Source organism: Natronococcus sp. CG52, assembly GCF_023913515.1.
Lineage (GTDB): Archaea > Halobacteriota > Halobacteria > Halobacteriales > Natrialbaceae > Natronococcus > Natronococcus zhouii.
The window spans coordinates 3,374,704-3,392,527 of sequence record NZ_CP099391.1; the positions used below are offsets into that span (position 1 = coordinate 3,374,704).

The window sequence follows — 17,824 nt, forward strand, 5'->3', positions numbered from 1 at the left end:
AATGGGATTTATGGATAAGATCGTCGGCGGCGGGCAGTCCCGCTCCGTCGACGACTACGTCGAACTGGATCTCGACGACGTATCGACGGAGTCGGCCGAGGCGGCGATGCAGGTACACATCGCCGAGATCAGCGGTCAGGCCGATGCCGTCGACATCAAGGACGCCGTCTACGACGGCGACATCGTGATCGCGGATATTACCCGACTGCGCACCAACGACAACACCGTCGAACACATCGTCGACGAACTTCGTCAGGTCGCCCACGAGGTCGACGGCGACATCGTTCGGAAGGGCGACGATCAGATCATCGTTACCCCGACGGCGATCCACATCAGCCGCGAAAAGTTAGGCCAGACGCCCTGAGACGCGGTCTCGTTCGCAGAGCGTCGGTTCCGTCGTTTGCACCGGAACTTCTCCCGCCGGTCGCGAGATACTCCTCGCGAAACCTACAGTAGCCACTGAAAGTCGGTGCACACCCGATCGCACAGTCGTCGTGCGGTCGGTGTGTAACCCGTTTCAGTTGTTACTATGTTACTATAGCAGACACGCGACCGGACGAATCCACCGCCGTCCGAAAGCAGGCGGTCGAGTCGACTTCGTCGCCGTGTCAGCCGCCACAGCGGGCAAACGATAATACTTTTCCATTACGGTGTGAAACTCCGACTATGGCTGACGATCTCAATAAAGGGCTGGAAGGAGTTCTGGTCGCGGAGTCGGAACTCAGCTCGATCGACGGTGATGCCGGGCAACTGATCTACCGGGGGTATCCGATCGAAGATCTCGCTCGTGGCGCGAGCTACGAAGAGGTCGTCTATCTCCTCTGGCACGGCCACCTTCCGAACGAGGACGAACTCGACGCCTTCACGGAGTCGCTCACCGAGGAGCGAACGGTCGACGAAGACGTCCTCGAGATGGTGGAACGGCTCGCCGACGCCGACGAACGCCCGATGGCCGCGCTGCGGACCGCAGCCTCGATGCTTTCGGCGTACGAGCCCGAAGACGACGCCGATCCGGAGGACCTCGACGCCACGCTCCGTCAGGGCCGGCGGATCACCGCCAAGATCCCGACTATCCTCGCAGCGTTCGAACGCTACCGGCTCGGAGAGGAGCCCGTCGATCCCCACCCCGAACTCGGGCTGGCGGCGAACTTCCTCTACATGCTGACCGGCGAAGAACCGGACGATCTCGCGGCCGAGACGTTCGACCAGGCGCTCATCCTCCACGCCGACCACGGGCTGAACGCCTCGACGTTCACCTCGATGGTGATCGGCTCGACGATGGCCGACATCTACAGCGCCGTCACCGGCGGCATCAGCGCCCTCTCCGGGCCGCTTCACGGCGGCGCGAACCAGGACGTCATGGAGGTCCTGATGGAAATCGACGAGAGCGATCTCGACCACCGCGAATGGGTCGAGCAGGCGAACGAGGAGGGACGGCGCATCCCCGGCTTCGGCCACCGCGTCTACAACGTCAAGGACCCACGTGCGAAGATTCTCGAGGAACGCAGCAAGGAACTCGCCGAGGACGGCGAGAACAAGTGGTACAACTACACCACCACCATCGAACAGTACCTCTCCGAGGAGCAGGGCCTCGCCGAGAAGGGGATCGCCCCGAACGTCGACTTCTACTCCGGTTCGGTCTACTACCAGCTCGGCATCCCGATCGACATGTACACCCCGATCTTCGCGATGAGCCGCACCGGCGGCTGGATCGCACACGTCCTCGAGTACCAGGACGACAACCGGCTCATCCGCCCGCTCTCGCGGTACACCGGGCCTGAGGACCAGGAGTTCGTCCCGCTCGAGGAGCGGTAATCGACGACCGTTCGCGGGAACGAGTCGACTTCGATTTCGAACGGTACCGAGACCGTCGACGGAAGAGTCCGCGAAACGGTATTCCGATCCTCGAATCTCAGACCCGGTGCAGTTCCCGGACCAGCAGCGAGATGCCGATCAGCGAGCCGAGCAACACGAGGAGATTGAACGCCGCGTGCATCAGCGGCTGGTACCGGGGCTCGACCCAGAGGTCGATGACGTCGGTCGTGCTACCGTAGAACTGGACGAGCGCGAAGAGCGCGAGCACCGAACAGAGTCCCAGCGCGGCCCAGCCGAGATACCGCCAGATCTCGGCGGTCGACGGGTCGTCGAGGACGTTCGTTCCCGAACTCGAGCTATCGTCGCTGCGTCCGGCATCCCTGCCGGTGTTCTGTCGAGTCGACTGTTCAGTCTCCGCATCGTTCTTTGTCCGTGGTGTCGTCTCAGTCATGTGTCTGCCTCCGTATCAGCGCGATCGTCGCAAGCAGTGCAACCGCGCCGGCGACGAGAGTGAACCCCGGCGTGGCGTCGTCCTCCGTTGCGGACGCATCCGCGTCGTCCGGATCCCGGTCCTCGGCTACGCCGTTGCTCGACGTCTCCTCCGTCTCGAAGCCGTCCTCGCTCTCGTCGAAGTCGCTCGTGTCGAGTCCGTTCCCGTCGGTCGACTCGTTAGTCGCGTCCGGCCGAAGGTCGGCGCCCGCCCGATCCGTGGCGACGATCGTTCCGTCGAGCCAGAGGATCGCGTCGAGGTAGTACGCGTACTCCTGGGCGACCTCGAGATCGGCGGTCGGCGTCACCGTCTCGCCGGGTTCGACGGCGTCCAGTTCGACGGTCGCGGAGTCCGCGACGATGTTCGAGTCCGCCTGTCTGGCTTTCACTTCGAGTTCGAGGTCGCCGGTCGTTTCGTCGCCCGTATTGGTGAGGAAACTGGAGACCTCGAGTGCGATCTCGTCGTCCGTGGTCGACTCGACGGAGTACTCGATCGCGGGGACGTCGGCCAACGCGCCGCCGTGGTCGCCGCCGAAGCGGTGGAACTCGAGAGTCGTGTCGGCATAGGCGGGCGTCAGCGTGTCGACGCCGGCGATGGTGTGGGTCATCGACTCGGTTCGGACACCGTCGACGTAGATGAACGTCTCGAGTTCGTGCGTCCCGTCCCGGGGAACGTCGACAGCCTCCGAGACGACGATCTCGGACTCGTCGTCGAGCGTCCCGACGTCGGATTCGACGGTGTGCTCGACGAGATTGGTGTCCGTATTCGTCGCTCGGTGGACGACGGTCACGTTCTCGACGGCGTCACCGCGGTGCTCGAGGTGCGTATCTACCTCGAGGGAGGCCGTCTCGCCGCCGACATCGCCGGCGGCGATCGTCACCTCCAGCAGCGACGCGTCGCCGGAACGATCGACCGAGGCGTCCGTCTCGGTGTCGCCCGGATCGGAGACTGCACCGGAGAGGGCAAGGGTCGTGAGCGAGGCGACTACGACCACAACCGCGGCAATCGTCAGGACCAATTCGCGTCTCATGACGATGAATTTTCAGTAGTTTTATAAGTGCTTTGTGTAATTCGAGGGACAAAACTCAGCCAAGGAGTAAACGCAAGCGGCTGGACGATAAATCACCGAGCGTGTACGTCTTCGTCTACGGAACGCTGACCGATCCGGATCGGGTCGAAACCGTCCTCGAGCGCGTCCCCGGCGCACGGTACGAACTCGAGTCCGGCGCGACCCTCGAGGGACTCCGCCGAGTCGAGGGCGAGTATCCGACGCTGGCCCCCGGCGGCCGCGTCGAGGGACGCCTGCTCGCGGTCGACGAGCGCGGACTCGAGGCTCTCGACCGGTACGAAGGCGTCGACCGCGGACTGTACGTCCGGATCACGGTTCCGCACGCCGACGGGAAGGGCGACGGCGACGACGTCTGGATCTACGTCGGCGGTCCCGACCGACTCGGGGTTACGGAGCGCGTCGACTGGCCCGAGGGACGGTCGCTGACAGAGCGCGTCCGGACGTACGTCTCGCGCCACGACGTCGTGGTACGATGTGACGAATGACGGTCGTCTGTCTCACGTCTGACGCCAGGATTTCCCCGCCGCAGTCTTGCGGTTTCACTTTCGGTCCGGGTACATGGGTTTTATATTCCCTGCGTACGCGACTACAGTCGCACGTCACACGCCGTGCAATACCCTGTATTCCCTGTCGTGTTGCCGCTACGGCAGCACAGTTCTATCGGGCGTGCAATGGTGGGGGCCCGATTCCGGACCCCATTCCCGATAGTAAATCCTTACAATAAGCACCGAGTAGTCTCCGGTATGCTTCACCTCCCGGATATTCTCGACGCTCGCGCCCGCGTCCGCGAAACGTCGCGGCATACACCGCTCGAGTACTCACATACCTACTCGTCGATGACCGGCGCCGACGTCCGCCTGAAACTGGAGAACGTCCAGCGGACGGGATCGTTCAAGATCCGCGGCGCGACGAACCGGATCGCGACGCTCTCGGCCGACGAGAAGGAAGCCGGCGTCGTCACGGCGAGCGCGGGCAACCACGCCCAGGGCGTCGCGCTCGCGGCGACGCGTTCGGGCGTCGACTCGACGATCGTCATGCCCGAACACGCCCCGATTTCGAAGGTGAAGGCGACCAGAAACTACGGCGCGGAGGTTCTCCTCGAGGGCACGGACTACAACGAGGCCGCCGAGCGCGCCCACGAGATCGAACGCGAGGAGAACCGGACCTACCTCCACGCGTTCGACGATCCGGACGTGATGGCCGGCCAGGGGACGATCGGCCTCGAGATCCTCGAGGACGAGCCCGGCGTCGACACCGTCGTCGTCCCGATCGGCGGCGGCGGGCTCATCAGCGGGGTTGCGACGGCGATCAAGGAACGGAACCCCGATGCGCGCGTGATCGGCGTCCAGGCGGACGGTGCCTCGAGCGCCGCCCCGTCGCTCGACAAGGGCGAACGCGTCGCGATCGACGGCGTCGATACCATCGCGGACGGGATCGCGACCCGCAGTCTCGGCGAGGGAACCTTCCCGATCATTCGGGAGTACGTCGACGAGGTCGTCACCGTCTCCGACCCGGAGATCGCGGTCGCGACCATCTACCTGCTCGAGCGCTCGAAGACCGTCGTCGAGGGCGCGGGCGCCGTCTCGCTCGCCGCGCTTCTGTTCGAGAAGTTCGACTACGCCGAGGACGAGACGATCGTCCCTATTCTCAGCGGCGGCAACGTCGACCTCAACACGCTCACCAACGTTATCGTCCGCGGTCTCGTCGAGACCGGCCGCTATCTCAAGATCAGGACGGTGTTGAAGGATCAGCCGGGTTCCCTCGAGTCGCTGCTCGCGATCCTCACGGCCTATCAGGCGAACATCTACGCGATCCACCACGACCGCACGTCTCGAGACGTCGAGATGAACGACACCGAGGTCGAGATCGAACTCGAGATGCGCGGCCAGGAGCACGTCGACGAGTTCCTCGCGGCGCTCCGGGACGAGGGGTACGACGTCGACGTGCTCGCGTAGGGATCGTCGACTCGCTCGGACGATCAGTTCGACAACAGTACCGTTAAGTTGCGCTGTACGGACGGTTCGAGCATGAAACGGATCATCAGCACGGACGAGGCACCCGCGGCCGTCGGCGCCTACAGCCAGGCGGCGACCGACGACTCGCTGCTGTTCACCGCCGGACAGATTCCGCTCACCACCGACGACGAACTGCTCGACGACGAACCGATCGAGCGCCAGACCGAACAGGCGCTCGACAACCTCGTCGCCGTCCTCGAGGAGGGAGGCGCCGGCGTCGACGATATCCTCAAGGTAACCATCTTCCTCGACGACATCGACGACTTCGACGCGATGAACGAGACCTACGCCGGCTACTTCGACGACGAACCGCCGGCCCGGAGCGCCGTCGAGGTCGCCGCACTCCCCAAGGGCGTCGGCGTCGAGATCGAAGCCATCGCCTCGCTCGAGTGACGACGCGGATGACCGGGAGCGGCACCGAGGCGGACTCCGCGCTTTCGCCGCGAGCGAAGTCGTCCCTGCTGTGGGGCGCCGTCGGCGTCCTCTCGTTTCTGGTGCTCGTCCAGGGATACGCCCTGCTCGTCGAACCGCTCGTGACGATCACGCAGGGAGTGGCGATCGCGCTTTTCGTCGGCGTCGCTGCCGCCGGCGGAGCCTATCTGCTCGAGCGTCGAGTCGCCGCGTGGTCGGCGCGACGGGCGTCGGAGTGACCGCGTCTCGTAACAGTTAAACGACGGACGTGGTTAGGATAGGCTGAGCCAGGATGGCCGAACGGTAAGGCGCACGCCTGGAAAGCGTGTTCCCTTTGGGATTCTGGGTTCAAATCCCAGTCCTGGCGTTTTCTGGATTTATTTATCGACGAGCCACGCCACGGCCTACTGTTCGATCTCGACCGGCCGATCGCAGGCGATCCAGCGGTCGGGGTCCTCACACTCGCGGACTTCGAAGAAACCGTCTTCGCTGAACGACGCCTCGTAGGTCGGATCCTGGTTTGAACTCATAGGCGAGGCGAGTACGGCACCCCCAATCAGTACGAGCGACTTACTGGCGCCAACGGGCGGTAAACGGCCACCTACATCCCCGTTTCGTCCCGTGAAACGGGCTGCACTCGCTCGAGCCGCGGATCGTCGCTCGAGCGTGCCACGGCCGGAACATTGTCGGCCCGAGACGGCGCCAACGACCGGTTACCAGGAGAGACATTAACTACCGCATCAACCTTCGGAAACGAGATAGCCTTCGGTATGGACGACGTACTGCGGCGTGTGTGCGGCCGATACACACTCTTCGTCGAGCAGGACGACCTCGAGGAGCGCTTCGACGCCCGGTTTCGAGGTTCGTTCTCGCCGCAATACAACGCCGCGCCGAGACAGCAGTTGCCGGTGATCACAAACGACGAACCCGAGACGATCCGGCGCCTCGAGTGGGGACTGGTGTCGCCGTGGGCCGACGACGACAGCGGCGGGATTTGATTAACGCGCGTGCGAAGTCCGTCGACGGGAAGCCGAGTTTTCGGGCGGCCTACGAGCGTCGAAGGTGTCTGGTGCCGGCCGACGGCTTCTACGGGTGGGTCGAGACCGAGACGGGGAAACAGCCCTATCGGGTCGCCTTCGAGGACGACCGCCCGTTCGCGATGGCGGGACTGTGGGGAGCGATGGGGGCCGGAGACGACTCAAACGGGCCTCGACGCGTTCGGAGGTGGGGCCGAGGCGGACGGTAACGACGACCTGCTCGGGACGTTTACCGTCGTCACCACCGAGCCGAACGACCTGGTCGCGGAGCTACACTACCGGATAGCCGCGATCCTCGAGCCAGGCCGCGAACGGGAATGGTTGACGGTCGACGACCCGCGGGACTGCCTCGAGCCGTATCCGGCCGACGAACTGCGAGCCTATCCGGTCTCGACGGCGGTCAACGATCCCGCGACCGACGAGCCGTCGCTGGTCGAACCGCTCGAGTCGTGATCGGCGGACTTCGTCCACTTAAATACACTCGATGGCCGCACCGGCTGTTCCGCGAAACCCATGATATGGTGTGTCATAATAGTACGGCTATCATCGCGCACTACTGCGGTTTCGAACACGGGATCTCGTTAACCGGGGTCCCTCGGAGATAAGCAATAGCGGCACCTTTATGTAGAAGGGCAATCAATGATTCGAGCGACTATGAGCCAGCGAATGCAGCAGGGTCAGCCGATGATCGTGATGAGCGAAGATTCCCAGCGCGTCAAGGACCAGGACGCGCAGGATTACAACATTCGCGCCGCTCGAGCGGTCGCGGAGGCCGTTCGCTCCACACTCGGTCCGAAGGGAATGGACAAGATGCTCGTCGACTCGATGGGATCGGTAACGATCACCAACGACGGCGTCACCATCCTCCAGGAGATGGACATCGACAACCCGACGGCCGAGATGATCATCGAGGTAGCCGAGACCCAGGAAGACGAGGCCGGAGACGGCACCACGACGGCCGTCGCGATCGCCGGTGAGCTCCTCAAGAACGCCGAGGACCTCCTCGAGCAGGACATCCACCCGACGGCGATCATCAAGGGCTTCCACCTCGCCAGCGAGCAGGCTCGCGAGGAGATCGACGACATCGCCCAGGACGTCGACACCGACGACGAAGACCTCCTGCGCTCGGTCGCCGAAACCTCGATGACCGGCAAGGGAACCGAGGTCAACAAGGAGCACCTCGCCCAGCTCATCATCGACGCCATCAGCCAGGTCACCGTCGAGAACGAGGACGGCGACAACGTCGTCGACCTCGAGTTCCTCAACATCGAGACCCAGACCGGCCGCAGCGCCGGCGAGTCCGACCTCCTCGAGGGCGGCATCGTGGACAAGGACCCCGTCCACGACAACATGCCGAGCGAGGCCGAGGACGCCGACATTCTGCTGCTGAACTCCCCGATCGAGGTCGAGGAAACCGACGTCGACACCGAGGTCTCCGTCACGGACCCCGACCAGCTCCAGAAGTTCCTCGACCGCGAGGAGAAGCAGCTCCGCCAGAAGGTCGACAAGATCGTCGACCTCGACGCCGACGTCGTCTTCTGCCAGAAGGGCATCGACGACCTCGCACAGCACTACCTCGCCAAGGAGGGTATCCTCGCCGTCCGTCGCGCCAAGAAGTCCGACCTCGAGTTCCTCAAGGAAGTCGTCGGCGCGAACATCGTCTCCGACCTCGAGAACGCGACGACCGACGACCTCGGTCACGGTGACATCACCCGCGACGAGGAGGACGAGCTGTTCTACGTCGAGGGCGACAACGCTCACGGCGTCACCCTCCTGCTGCGCGGCTCGACCGATCACGTCGTCGACGAACTCGAGCGCGGCGTCAACGACGCGCTCGACGTCGTCGCCCAGACCGTCTCCGACGGCCGCGTTCTGGCCGGCGGCGGTGCGATCGAGGTCGAACTCGCCTCGCGCCTGCGCGACTACGCCGACTCCGTCTCCGGTCGCGAGCAGCTGGCCGTCGAGGCCTTCGCGGACTCGCTCGAGCTCGTCCCGCGCGTGCTCGCCGGAAACGCCGGACTCGACTCCATCGACACGCTCGTCGACCTGCGTGCGGCCCACGACGACGGCGACATGACGGCCGGCCTGAACGTCCTCTCGGGCGACGTCGAGGACACCTTCGAGGCCGGCGTCGTCGAGCCGGCTCACGCCAAAGAGCAGGCCGTGACCTCCGCCTCCGAGGCCGCGAACCTCGTGCTCAAGATCGACGACATCATCTCCGCCGGCGACCTGTCGACCGACAAGGGCGGCGACGAGGAAGGCGCCCCCGGCGGCGGCATGGGCGGCGGCATGGGCGGCGGCATGGGCGGCATGATGTAAGCGTGGTCTGAACGAGCGAAGACCTCGATATTCGAGCGGAGAACGGAGTGAGCCGCGAGAAGCGCGGTTCACAGCTATCCGCTACCGCCTCTCGATACGCGTACAGATCTCGATCGATCGCAATTTCCCGTACTTTTTGCACCGCGGCGTCTCGAGCCCGTAGCGATAGCCAAAGGCTTTGCACCAACACGTGGCAGTCGTCCGCATGGCATCGCCGTTCGTCCTGCTGAAGACCGCCGTCTTCTCGGTACTCGTTCCGGGAACCGTCGTCGGGCTCGTCCCGCAGTTACTGGCCCGACGCGATCGGCTCGCGCTCCCAATCCCGCCTCGAGTCGCTCGAGTCACGGGCAGCGCGTCGCTTCTCGCGGGCGTCCTGCTGTACCTCCACACCGCCTGGCGGTTCTCGGACGAAGGCGGCGGGACGCCGTCGCCGTCCGACGAACCACCGGAACTCGTGACCGGTGGCGTCTACGGCTACGTGCGAAATCCGATGTACCTCGCGGTGCTGTGCTGTATCGGCGGACAGGCGCTGCTCTACAGGTCGGTACTCGTTTGCTGGTGGGCAGTGGGCTGCTGGCTCGGCTTCCACAACCGGATCCTCGAGTACGAGGAGCCACACCTGGCGGCGAAACACGGCGCGGAGTACGAGCAGTATCGGGAGCGCGCCCCTCGATGGCTTCCGCGACTCCGTTCGTGATGCGCTGCCGGCAGGCCGACGAACTATCCTCGTCGACTCCGTCTATCCGGTATGGCATACCAAACGACTATCGGCTGGTCGCTGTTCTCCTCGGGAATCGTCACGCTCTTCCTCAAGGTTCTGCCCGGCGATTCACTCTGGTGGGGTCTGTTGCTGCTCGCGTTCGGTGCACTCGTACTGTATATTCGGTGATCTTCGCCGGCAGCGCGGACGGTTTGCGGGTGGTGACACGGTGACTCGAACCGTTGCACGTTTACGATTCGAAACAGTACCGACTCGTCAGTGAGTTCCCACGACGACGAGACGCCGTTCGACGCCTACCGCGAGGAGGTTGACCGTCCGCTCTCGCGACTCTTCCGCGAGTACGCGCCCGGGCGACTGGGCTGGTTCTCGGGGGGAATGGTCGCTAACTTCGTCGCACGGATGGCGAGTCTCGTCCCGCCGCTCGTTCTCGGGGTCGCTATCGACGCGATCTTTCTCGACGAGGGGCCGTTCGAACTGCCGCTGGTTCCCGACGCCTGGCTGCCGACCGAACAGCTGGAGCAGTTCTGGTTCACGATCGCGGCGATCGCCGGGGCGTTCGTCACCGTCGCCGTCTTCACCTGGATCTACGGCGTCACCGCCAACCTGTTCGCTCACGGCGTGATGCACGCCGTCCGGGTCGACTGCTTCAGGAAGATGCAACGACTCGACGCGGCCTTCTTCGACGAGAAACAGACCGGCGAGGTCATGGCCGTCCTGAACAACGACACCCAGAACCTCGAGATGTTTCTCGACAACGCGCTGATGAACTCGGCGCGGCTGCTGGTGATGGTCGGCGGGATCGCCGCCGTCCTCTTCTACCTGAACTGGCAACTGGCGTTCGTCACGCTGTTCGCGGTGCCGGCGATGGTCGCCTTTACGATCTGGTTCATGCGCATCGTCGAACCCCGGTACGTTCGCCAGCGATCGGCCGTCGGCCGGCTGAACACCCGCCTCGAGAACGCCATCGCGGGGATGGGCCTGACGAAAACGACCTCGAGCGAGAGCTACGAGGTCGGTCGCGTCCGTGACTCCTCCCGAAACCTGTTCGATCGGACGATGGACGTGCTGAAGCTGAGCTACGTCTACCGGCCTGGGATGGAACTGCTCGCTGGGCTGGCGTTCGCCGCGACCTTCCTCGTCGGCGGACTGTGGCTCACGACGGATACCGCACCCGGCCCCCTGACCGGGACGCTCTCGGTCGGCGACTTCGTCGTCTTCCTCTTTCTGACCCAGCGGATCGTCGACCCGCTCGCCGAGGTGTCGAATATCGTCGACCAGTACGAGAACGCCAAGGCCTCGAGCGAACGAGTGTTCGGACTGATGGACATTCCCGTCCGCGTCGACGACCCCGACGAACCCGCCGATATCGAACCCGTCGAGGGGCGCGTCGCCTACGAGGACGTCCGCTTCAGCTACGCGGAGAGCGAGCGCACTGACGAGGGGGCGGCGTCGAACGCCGAGTTCGAGGAGACCGTCCTCGAGAACATCTCCTTCGAGGCCGAACCGGGAGAGACCGTCGCGTTCGTCGGTCCGACGGGAGCGGGGAAGTCGACGCTGCTGAAACTCCTGCTCCGGCTCTACGACGTTCGGGAGGGAGCGGTGCGGATCGACGGCCACGACGTTCGCGACGCGGCGCTCGCGGATCTGCGTTCGGCCGTCGGCTACGTCAGCCAGGATACCTTCCTCTTCGACGGAACTATCGCCGAAAACGTCCGATACGGGCATTTCGACGCGTCCGACGAAGCCGTCCGCGAGGCTGCAGCGACTGCGCAGGCGCACGACTTCATCAGTGAACTTCCGGAGGGGTACGAAACGCGCGTCGGCGAACGCGGGATCAAGCTTTCCGGCGGCCAGCGCCAGCGGATCGCGCTCGCCCGGGCCGTCCTGGCCGACCCCGAGGTCCTCATCCTCGACGAGGCGACGAGCGCCGTCGACACGAAGACCGAACTCCAGATCCAGCAGTCGATCGATCGACTAACGGAGGACCGCACGACCCTCGCCATCGCCCACCGCCTCTCGACGGTTAAGGACGCCGACCAGATACTCGTTCTCGAGGACGGTCGAATCGTCGAACGAGGAACGCACGAGGAACTGCTCGGGTCGGACGGGACGTACGCGCGTCTGTGGGCGGCACAGGCGGGCGACCGCGAGACGGCGGCCGAGGCGCTGATCGATACGGACGACTAGCGGTGCAGAAGGAGGGAAAACCGACTCTCAATCCGTTTACTCTTCTTTGATCTCGAGTTCGAACTGCTCGTTCTCGGAGACCGCGTTGAGGACGACGCTCGTGTTGGAGGCTTTGATGTCTGGATCGGTCAACAGCTGTTTGATCTGATCGTTCATTCCGTCCGTATCCTGGAACTTTCCGATGGCGATAACGTCGTAATCACCGGTAACTTCGTAGACGCTGGTCATCTGGCGGTGCTCCCGGAGGGTGTCCGTGATATCGGGGAGGGCGTTCCCCTCGACCTGAAGCTGGATAACGGCGGTGACGTCGTAGCCCACCGCGTCGTAATCGACGCGCGGCGTGTAGCCCTCGATCACGCCGCCTTCCTCGAGATCCGAGAGGTGATTCGAGACGGTCGTAACGGAAACGTCGAGTTTCTCCGCGAGGCTCCGCAGGCTCGCGCGACCATCGCCCAGAAGTGCATTCACTAGCTTTGCGTCGAGATTTTCGTACGTCATCACATTATTCCTCTCACCCCTCCCTTTAGAAGTTTACGAATATCCAATTACATGCCGGAGAGGGAAGATTTGCTCGGAACAGCAGGGTTTTAGTGGCGAAGATACTTGAAGAGGACGACGAGAAAGATGACAAGCGGAAACATCTCCGCCACGGAACAGGCGGTGTTGGACGAGATCGAGGAGCAGGATATCGACTTTCTTCGCTTACAGTTTACGGACATTCTCGGAACTGTAAAAAACGTTTCTGTGCCGGCACGACAGGCCGAGAAAGCGTTCACTGAAGGAATCTACTTCGACGGATCGTCGATCGAAGGGTTCGTGCGTATTCAGGAGTCGGACATGCGTCTCAAGCCCGATCCCGAGACGTTCGCCGTCCTTCCCTGGAGAAAGCGAGAGGGGGGCGCTTCTGCTCGCCTTATCTGCGACGTGATCAACACCTCGACGGGCGAGCCGTTCGAGGGCGACCCGCGCTACGTGCTGAAACAGGCCTTAGAGCGCGCCAAGGAGATGGGCTACACGGTCAACGCCGCGCCCGAACCCGAGTTCTTCCTGTTCGAGGAGGACGAGGACGGGCACGCGACGACCGAGACCAACGACCACGGCGGCTACTTCGACCTCGCGCCCAAGGACCTCGCGAGCGACGTTCGCCGCGACATCATCTACGGCCTCGAGAACATGGGCTTCGAGGTCGAGGCGAGCCACCACGAGGTCGCCGAGGGTCAACACGAGATCAACTTCGAGTACGACGACGCCCTGACGACCGCCGACAACGTCGGCACCTTCCGCACCGTCGTCCGAGCGATCGCCGCCCAGCACGACTACCACGCGACGTTCATGCCCAAACCCATCCCGGAGGTCAACGGCTCGGGCATGCACACCCACCTCTCGCTGTTCACCGAGGACGGCGAGAACGCCTTCCACGACGACGACGACGAGTTCGACCTGAGCGAGGAAGCCCACGCCTTCACCGCCGGCATCCTCGAGCACGCCCCGGCGATCACCGCCATCGCCAACCCCACGGTCAACAGCTACAAGCGCCTCGTCCCCGGCTACGAGGCGCCCGTCTACGTCGCCTGGTCCGACCGCAACCGCTCGTCGTTGATCCGCAAACCCGCCGCCCGCGTTCCCGCAGCCTCGCGGGTCGAACTGCGCTCGCCTGACCCCTCCTGTAACCCGTACCTCGCGATCGCCGCGATGATTCACGCGGGTCTCGAGGGGATCGAGCGGGATCTCGACTGTCCGGATCCCGTCCGGGAGAACATCTACGAGTTCGATCAGCAGAAACGCGAGGAGTACGGCATCGAGACGCTCCCCTCGAACCTCGGCGAGGCCGTCGACGCCCTCGAGGAGGACGAGGTTATCTACGACGCGCTCGGCGAACACATCGGCGAGAAGTTCGTCGAGGCCAAGCGTCAGGAGTTCGAGGAGTACCTGATCGACGTCTCCCAGTGGGAACTCGACCGCTACCTCGAGACGTTCTAACCGACGACACTACCGCTGCGCATTTTTTCGGTCCGTTACGAGTCGTTAGCCCGTCGCTTCGGTCCGCGTCACGAGCGTCGACAGAGCCGAGAGGAACTTCGGGAGACCGACGACGGTCGGCAGCGCGTCGGGTTCGATCACGGCCCTCCCCCCGGGAGATCTGGAACGGTTCCTCGAGTTCGACCACGACGGCGTAGCCGCCCGTGACGATTCCGAGCCACGGCACGAACCGGTGACGGTCCCGGAACCGGTAGCCGAGGACGACCGCCTGCGCGACGAACCGGACACTGCCGAGGTGAGAGCGGAGTGCAAACTCAGCGCCATCCACTCGGGGGAACTGTCTCTGATTGCTTCGGCGTAGGCCGATTCGAACCGCCTCACGGTAGTAGTCAACGTGCTGGACATTATGATCGGGGCAGAGAAGCACGTCGTTCGTTTCAGGCCGGGAGCAGCGTCAGGACCGCCACTCGCCGACGCGGTCGCGAAGCTGTCCGGGAACCCCGAACAGCGAGAGACCGGCGCCGAACAGTACCATCAACACGTACACGCCGAGCGTGGACGTCCAGACGACGAACATCGCCAGAATCGCCCAGCCGCCAGCGAGGAAGTAAAACGCCGCGATTGACATAGCCGTCCCGTACAGCAAGACGAGGTACGGTCCCCAGTCGCGGGCGTGGCTCCGTCGAACCCGGCTGCGAACGTACCGCTTGAGTTCGCTCTCGAGGGATTCTTTCCTGACCGTGCGGCGTTCGACCCCCTCCTCGAACTCGTCGACGCGGTCGCGCAGCCGTTCGAGTTCCTCGCGGAGCGCGGCCGGATCGTCCGAACGGTCCCGCGTTCGGGCGCTCGAGCGCGTTCCCGTTCGCTCCGCGTCGCCCGAACCCGGGCGATCCTGCGTGGTCCCCTCGTCGGCACCCGTAGCGTCGTCAGTCATCGCTTCTGTGGAAAACTGTCGAGGGCGGGGACTTTGTAGCTGCCGATCCGCTTCACGGTCGGCAATCGCTGCGTTGAGGATCGCACCGAAGATGAGGATGATCGAGCCGACGTACAGCCAGACGAGTACGAGGAAGACGGCCCCGAGTGCGCCGTAGAACGCGTACTCGCCGGCGACTCCGGCGTACAGTGAGAAGGTTCGGCTGAGCACGAACCAGCCGAACGCGGCGACGAGCGTCCCGGGGAGGGCCTCTCGGGGTCCGACGTTGGCGTCCGGGAAGATCACGTAGAGCGGCCAGAATGCGACGATCAGCCCCAGCAGCACGAACATCGGCCCGATGAACGCGAGTCCGTCGAACGGAACGAGCGCGAACGCGAGGTCGAGGATGCCGACCAGTCCGAGTCCGATCGTGATCGCGACGGCGGCGACCATCGCGTCCCAGAGCGTCTCGACCAGCGATTTCGACGCTGCGGTGCCGTACACCGAGGAGAAGGCGCGATCGAGACCGCGAAGAATCCGACTCGAGCCCCAGAGGAGGCCGAGTGCACCGACGACCGTCGCTCCCTGGCGGCCGGACTCGTCGACGAGCGTCTCGGCGAGAACTTGCTGGGCCGACGGCGTCAGGATGTCGTCGGCCGCGGTCGTGACCCGGGCCGCGAGTGTCTCGCCGCCGATCGACGCAGCGACCGCCAACGAGAGCAACATCAGCGGGACGAGCGAGATGAATCCGTAGAAGGCGACGCCAGCCGCGAGGAGCGTTAGCTGTTCGGTCCGGGCGAGTCGCAGGACGTACCTCGTGAACTCGAGTCCTCGTCTGTGATCGACCACGCGTCGATCATCGTGACGGCGAAAGATATGCCGTCGTGTGGCATAGGCCGGCAGTATAGTAACAACCGAAACCGAAGCAAGTCGATCAGACGAGCGAGTCCGCGGTGGCCTCGCGAATCTCCTCGACGGAGGCGTTCGTCTTGAACGTCGTCCCGCCGTAGTGGGCTCTCGAGCCCTCGTAGCCCGCCTCTCGAAGGTCCGCGAGAAAGTCGGCCATCGCGTTCGCGGGCAGTCCCCAGTTCCGACAGAGCTTGTGTTGGTCGTAGTGGGTCGGCTCGTCGAGTTCGGCCTCGAGCGTCTCGCAGAGCTCTCGTGCCTTCTCGGCGGTCCCGAACGACGCCGGAACCGTTTCGCGAACGGTGGCGACGAACTCGCGATCGCGAATCGAGCCGAGCCAGACCGGCCCGGCCGCGAGGATCCGCGTTCCCCCGCAGTTCGGACAGGTCTCGATCGGGTCGGCGATCAACCCCGGATCCGCCTCGCGGTGGAGGCAGTCCTCGCAGTGATAGAGATGCCCGAGTTCGTCGATCGCGGCGTCGGCTGCGGTGGGCTTGTGCTCGAGTTCGAGGTAGGTCCGGACGTAGTGGCTGGTCGCGTGGGTCAGTAGCGGTTCGACACCGACGTCGAAGCGGGCGGCGCTGCGAGCCAGTGCGGAGAGCAGGATTCTGACGCCCATCTCGGTGTGGTAGTCGGTGTTTCGCGGGACCGCGGAGTAGGAGCGGACGCCGCTGTTGAAGTGTGCCCCGCACAGCGGCGCCGTGTCGGTCGCGGTCACGCAGACCAGATCCCGGCAGTTCGCGAACGCGGCGTCGGCGAAGGGCATCGGCGTCCCGTAGGGGTCGAGATCGATAACGTCGAACACCTCCTCGTGCATGAGGGCGGTGACGTCGCGGCGTTCGACGGTCGCCTCGCAGTCGTTTCGCTCGAGGTTCTCCCGGGCGAGCGAGACGGCCTCCTCGTCGACGTCACAGCAGGTGACGTTCCAGTCGTCGGCAGCGGCCCGGACGCCGCGGACGCCGCTCGCCGTCATCGCGTCGAGGTACGACTCCGCTCGCGGCTCGCGCTCGCGGAAGGCCCGCAGCGTCGCGATCGTCAGATCCCGGTTCAGTTCCTGTCGCGGATTGTAGAACACCGACTCCTCGACGCCCTCGGTCTGTTCGCCGGGGACCTCGAGTTCGATCCCGCCCTCAGTGACGCGCATACGATCTCTCGTCGGTGGAGGTCGAAAAACGACGTGATTCCCGCTTCGGTCAGAGCCGGTAGTACGTGTGAGCCACCTCCACGGGAAATAACGCCACGCACGGTATTTATCGACGTCCGTCAATTGATACCAACGACCAATTGATAGGAAATCTGAAAGTTTATCAGGGACTACTGTTTCAGAGGGACCATGGAACGAAACGTGCTCTCCCGCAGGCAGTTCGGTACGACCATCGCCGCCCTGACGACAGTTGGACTGGCAGGGTGTTCGGACGACGAGACGGCGGCCGACGACGATGACGACGGGTTCGCTCTGGACAACCCCGGCGATCTCACGATCTACTTCGAGAACGAGGACGGCGAAGCCGTCTCCACGGGTCTCGACGTCACGATCGAAAACGAAGAGGAGGACTTTACCTCCAACCACGGCGACGACGTCAACGACGGCGAACTGTCGGGTGTCAGCCTCATCTACGAGGGCGAGTACACGGTGACCGCCGAGAGCACCGACGACGAGTTCGACACCGTCGAAGAGACCGTCACGCTGGAGGAAGACGAGGACGAAGAGCTGACGCTCGTCCTCGAGGGCGCGACCCCCGACTCCGAAATCGACGACGAAGGCGACGCCGAGGACGAGGAGGAAGACAACACTGAGGACGAAGAGGAAGGCGACACCGAGGACGAGGAGGAAGGCGACGGCGAAGAAGACGACGAAGACGACGAGGAGTAACGACCGCGACCGCACGAGCCGACCGATCTCTTCCTACCCGTTTCCGTCCCTCGGCGCCTACTGAAACCGCTCCCGTCGTTCGCACGAC

18 protein-coding genes, 1 tRNA gene and 1 pseudogene are annotated in these 17,824 nt (G+C 64.2%); 14 read left to right on the top strand and 6 right to left on the bottom strand.

The window, feature by feature from the left end:
- The first annotated feature begins 1 nt into the window (after position 1).
- Positions 2-364, top strand: a complete 363-nt coding sequence (locus NED97_RS16870) for a cell division protein SepF (RefSeq protein ID WP_252488182.1) — start codon at positions 2-4, stop codon at positions 362-364.
- A gap of 302 nt (positions 365-666) precedes the next feature.
- On the top strand, positions 667-1,815 hold the full coding sequence (citZ, locus tag NED97_RS16875) for a citrate synthase (protein ID WP_252488183.1): 1,149 nt from the start codon (positions 667-669) through the stop codon (positions 1,813-1,815).
- A gap of 97 nt (positions 1,816-1,912) precedes the next feature.
- On the opposite strand, the gene NED97_RS16880 is transcribed toward citZ, so the two are convergent.
- Together NED97_RS16880 and NED97_RS16885 are read right to left on the bottom strand one after the other, a co-directional pair.
- Positions 1,913-2,266, bottom strand: a complete 354-nt coding sequence (locus tag NED97_RS16880; protein ID WP_252488184.1) for a hypothetical protein — start codon at positions 2,264-2,266, stop codon at positions 1,913-1,915.
- Positions 2,259-3,335 carry a DUF7490 domain-containing protein gene (locus NED97_RS16885; protein ID WP_252488185.1) on the bottom strand — a complete coding sequence of 359 codons (1,077 nt, stop codon included), beginning with the start codon at positions 3,333-3,335 and terminating at the stop codon, positions 2,259-2,261. The genes NED97_RS16880 and NED97_RS16885 overlap by 8 nt, the downstream gene beginning before the upstream one ends.
- A 101-nt stretch (positions 3,336-3,436) precedes the next feature.
- Between NED97_RS16885 and NED97_RS16890 the strand changes: the two genes are divergently transcribed.
- From NED97_RS16890 to NED97_RS16910, 5 genes are all read left to right on the top strand, one after another.
- Positions 3,437-3,859 (top strand): gamma-glutamylcyclotransferase family protein, encoded by a 423-nt coding sequence (locus NED97_RS16890; protein WP_252488186.1) that lies wholly within the window; start codon positions 3,437-3,439, stop codon positions 3,857-3,859.
- 258 nt (positions 3,860-4,117) lie between these two features.
- A complete protein-coding gene (gene ilvA, locus NED97_RS16895; RefSeq protein ID WP_252488187.1) occupies positions 4,118-5,329 on the top strand; it encodes a threonine ammonia-lyase in 1,212 nt (403 codons plus the stop codon).
- Between the two features lie 72 nt (positions 5,330-5,401).
- Positions 5,402-5,782, top strand: coding sequence for a Rid family detoxifying hydrolase (locus NED97_RS16900; RefSeq protein WP_252488188.1), 381 nt, complete (start codon positions 5,402-5,404; stop codon positions 5,780-5,782).
- Between the two features lie 8 nt (positions 5,783-5,790).
- On the top strand, positions 5,791-6,039 hold the full coding sequence (locus NED97_RS16905; RefSeq protein ID WP_252488189.1) for a hypothetical protein: 249 nt from the start codon (positions 5,791-5,793) through the stop codon (positions 6,037-6,039).
- Between the two features lie 47 nt (positions 6,040-6,086).
- Positions 6,087-6,167 (top strand) — tRNA-Ser (locus tag NED97_RS16910).
- A 37-nt stretch (positions 6,168-6,204) separates the two neighbouring features.
- Here NED97_RS16910 and NED97_RS23150 read toward each other — a convergent pair.
- Complete coding sequence (locus NED97_RS23150) at positions 6,205-6,330, bottom strand: hypothetical protein (protein ID WP_256493303.1); 126 nt, start codon at positions 6,328-6,330, stop codon at positions 6,205-6,207.
- Positions 6,331-6,591: 261 nt separating this feature from the next.
- Between NED97_RS23150 and NED97_RS16915 the strand changes: the two are divergent.
- From NED97_RS16915 to NED97_RS16935, 5 genes and pseudogenes are all read left to right on the top strand, one after another.
- Positions 6,592-7,290: pseudogene (locus NED97_RS16915) on the top strand (SOS response-associated peptidase).
- A gap of 201 nt (positions 7,291-7,491) precedes the next feature.
- The gene (thsB, locus tag NED97_RS16920; RefSeq protein ID WP_252488190.1) at positions 7,492-9,156 is read left to right on the top strand and encodes a thermosome subunit beta; all 1,665 of its coding nucleotides are present in this window, start codon (positions 7,492-7,494) and stop codon (positions 9,154-9,156) included.
- A 205-nt stretch (positions 9,157-9,361) separates the two neighbouring features.
- Positions 9,362-9,853: a methyltransferase family protein gene (locus NED97_RS16925; protein WP_252488191.1), complete on the top strand. Its 492-nt coding sequence runs from the start codon at positions 9,362-9,364 to the stop codon at positions 9,851-9,853.
- Positions 9,854-9,904: 51 nt separating this feature from the next.
- The gene (locus tag NED97_RS16930; protein WP_252488192.1) at positions 9,905-10,045 is read left to right on the top strand and encodes a hypothetical protein; all 141 of its coding nucleotides are present in this window, start codon (positions 9,905-9,907) and stop codon (positions 10,043-10,045) included.
- A 90-nt stretch (positions 10,046-10,135) separates the two neighbouring features.
- Positions 10,136-12,064 (top strand): ABC transporter ATP-binding protein, encoded by a 1,929-nt coding sequence (locus NED97_RS16935; protein ID WP_252488193.1) that lies wholly within the window; start codon positions 10,136-10,138, stop codon positions 12,062-12,064.
- A gap of 36 nt (positions 12,065-12,100) precedes the next feature.
- Here NED97_RS16935 and lrp read toward each other — a convergent pair whose 3' ends face one another.
- Positions 12,101-12,562: an HTH-type transcriptional regulator Lrp gene (gene lrp, locus NED97_RS16940; RefSeq protein WP_252488194.1), complete on the bottom strand. Its 462-nt coding sequence runs from the start codon at positions 12,560-12,562 to the stop codon at positions 12,101-12,103.
- 126 nt (positions 12,563-12,688) lie between these two features.
- Between lrp and glnA the strand changes: the two genes are divergently transcribed.
- Positions 12,689-14,044, top strand: coding sequence for a type I glutamate--ammonia ligase (gene glnA, locus NED97_RS16945; RefSeq protein WP_252488195.1), 1,356 nt, complete (start codon positions 12,689-12,691; stop codon positions 14,042-14,044).
- 454 nt (positions 14,045-14,498) lie between these two features.
- On the opposite strand, the gene NED97_RS16950 is transcribed toward glnA, so the two are convergent.
- Together NED97_RS16950 and NED97_RS16955 are read right to left on the bottom strand one after the other, a co-directional pair.
- Complete coding sequence (locus NED97_RS16950; protein WP_252488196.1) at positions 14,499-15,806, bottom strand: YihY/virulence factor BrkB family protein; 1,308 nt, start codon at positions 15,804-15,806, stop codon at positions 14,499-14,501.
- 85 nt (positions 15,807-15,891) lie between these two features.
- Positions 15,892-17,007, bottom strand: coding sequence for a tRNA (guanine(26)-N(2))-dimethyltransferase (locus NED97_RS16955; RefSeq protein ID WP_252488197.1), 1,116 nt, complete (start codon positions 17,005-17,007; stop codon positions 15,892-15,894).
- 189 nt (positions 17,008-17,196) lie between these two features.
- Between NED97_RS16955 and NED97_RS16960 the strand changes: the two genes are divergently transcribed.
- Positions 17,197-17,736, top strand: a complete 540-nt coding sequence (locus NED97_RS16960; protein ID WP_252488198.1) for an S-layer protein — start codon at positions 17,197-17,199, stop codon at positions 17,734-17,736.
- Positions 17,737-17,824 lie beyond the last annotated feature (88 nt).

Excerpts from the sequence above, each read along its gene's own strand:
- citZ (WP_252488183.1), top strand. The coding sequence starts at position 667 with ATGGCTGACGATCTCAATAAAGGGCTGGAAGGAGTTCTGGTCGCGGAG.
- lrp (WP_252488194.1), bottom strand. The coding sequence starts at position 12,562 with ATGACGTACGAAAATCTCGACGCAAAGCTAGTGAATGCACTTCTGGGC.
- glnA (WP_252488195.1), top strand. The coding sequence starts at position 12,689 with ATGACAAGCGGAAACATCTCCGCCACGGAACAGGCGGTGTTGGACGAG.
- NED97_RS16885 (WP_252488185.1), bottom strand. The coding sequence starts at position 3,335 with ATGAGACGCGAATTGGTCCTGACGATTGCCGCGGTTGTGGTCGTAGTC.
- NED97_RS16955 (WP_252488197.1), bottom strand. The coding sequence starts at position 17,007 with ATGCGCGTCACTGAGGGCGGGATCGAACTCGAGGTCCCCGGCGAACAG.
- NED97_RS23150 (WP_256493303.1), bottom strand. The coding sequence starts at position 6,330 with ATGAGTTCAAACCAGGATCCGACCTACGAGGCGTCGTTCAGCGAAGAC.
- thsB (WP_252488190.1), top strand. The coding sequence starts at position 7,492 with ATGAGCCAGCGAATGCAGCAGGGTCAGCCGATGATCGTGATGAGCGAA.
- NED97_RS16930 (WP_252488192.1), top strand. The coding sequence starts at position 9,905 with ATGGCATACCAAACGACTATCGGCTGGTCGCTGTTCTCCTCGGGAATC.
- NED97_RS16880 (WP_252488184.1), bottom strand. The coding sequence starts at position 2,266 with ATGACTGAGACGACACCACGGACAAAGAACGATGCGGAGACTGAACAG.
- NED97_RS16900 (WP_252488188.1), top strand. The coding sequence starts at position 5,402 with ATGAAACGGATCATCAGCACGGACGAGGCACCCGCGGCCGTCGGCGCC.
- NED97_RS16905 (WP_252488189.1), top strand. The coding sequence starts at position 5,791 with ATGACCGGGAGCGGCACCGAGGCGGACTCCGCGCTTTCGCCGCGAGCG.
- NED97_RS16960 (WP_252488198.1), top strand. The coding sequence starts at position 17,197 with ATGGAACGAAACGTGCTCTCCCGCAGGCAGTTCGGTACGACCATCGCC.
- NED97_RS16870 (WP_252488182.1), top strand. The coding sequence starts at position 2 with ATGGGATTTATGGATAAGATCGTCGGCGGCGGGCAGTCCCGCTCCGTC.
- ilvA (WP_252488187.1), top strand. The coding sequence starts at position 4,118 with ATGCTTCACCTCCCGGATATTCTCGACGCTCGCGCCCGCGTCCGCGAA.
- NED97_RS16925 (WP_252488191.1), top strand. The coding sequence starts at position 9,362 with ATGGCATCGCCGTTCGTCCTGCTGAAGACCGCCGTCTTCTCGGTACTC.